Annotated in this window: 1 protein-coding gene; it reads right to left on the minus strand. The window is 69.5% G+C overall.

The window, feature by feature from the left end; all coding sequences use genetic code 11:
• A partial coding sequence (locus OTB20_RS41810) for an IS110 family transposase (RefSeq protein ID WP_267825134.1) occupies positions 1–926 on the minus strand: 926 nt, incomplete at its 3' end.
• Positions 927–1,190: the final 264 nt, after the last annotated feature.

Genomic DNA, 1,190 nt, shown 5'->3' on the forward strand with positions numbered 1-1,190 from the left:
GAGGAGGCGAGGTGCCCGGCGGTGGCGAAGGTGGTGCCGTCGCCGATGGTGACCAGCAGGGTCGCGCCTGTCCTGATGCCCACGCCGGGCAGCGACATCAGGAGCTGGGAAAGAGGGTGGGCCTCCAGCAGAGCGCTGATCTGGCCTTCCAGCGTGCGGCGCTGGTCCAGGACGGCGGCCAGCTGTTTCGCGAGGGAGGGCACGATGGTCGCGGCGGCGGCGGTGCCGGGCACCACCACGGTCTGTTCGTCGAGCGCGTCGAAGACCTCGCCGACCAGGCGCTCGTTCATGCGGGGCGCTAACGGGCGGAGCAGGGTGATGAGTCTGCGGCGTCCGGCTTTGCGGATCTGGGCCGGGGAGCCGAAGCGTTCCAGTAGGGCCAGGACGGCGGGGTGCTGGATGCGCGGGCCCAGGACACGTTCCAGGCTGGGGTGGATCTGGGTGAGCAGGCCGCGCAGGCGGTTGGAGACGCGGGTGGCCTCACCTGCGAGGTCGCCGTCGAAGCCGACGAGCATGGCCAGTTCGGCGGTGGTCTCGTCGGTGACCTCGATGGAGCGCAGGGTGTGGGGCATGGTGCGGGCGGTGTCGGCGATGACGAACGCGTCGCGGGCGTCGGTTTTGGCCTCGCCTGGGTAGAGGTCGGCGGCCCGGCGCATGGACAGGCCGGGCAGGTAGGCGACCTCGCAGCCGGTGTCGCGGGCGACCGCGACGGGCAAGGCGCCGATGTTCGCGATCTGGTCGACGATCAGCAGGACGGTCCCGAACTTGCTTTTCAGCTTCTCGAAAAGGGCCCTCAGTTTGGGTTCGCTGTTGGGCAGTTGCTTGTCGTGGACGGTCTTCCCGGCGGGTGTCAGGCCGTGGGCGTGGTGATCGCCCTTGCCGACGTCCATGCCGAGGAACACGCCTATGTTGCTGGTGTCGAACATCCGCTTCCCCCTGGTGGGTCGAGCTTCCGTCCCGGCCGTCCCTACGGCACCGCACTGCCGGCAACCACGTTACGCAGATCTGCCCCGCACTTCGTCAGGCGTTGCACCGGACACGGTGGCGATCAGGCCCCTCATCAGCGGTCAAGCGGTGCCCCAGACCCGGTGACACCACCCCCCAGGCCATGCCTTCGGCAGGGGGCACACAGTCATGCCGGGCCCGGGGGCCAGGAGCCCCATTGCGGGGCCACGAAAAAGGTAACGGGG

Origin of the sequence: Streptomyces sp. H27-H1 (assembly GCF_026627445.1) — a bacterium.
GTDB lineage: Bacteria > Actinomycetota > Actinomycetes > Streptomycetales > Streptomycetaceae > Streptomyces.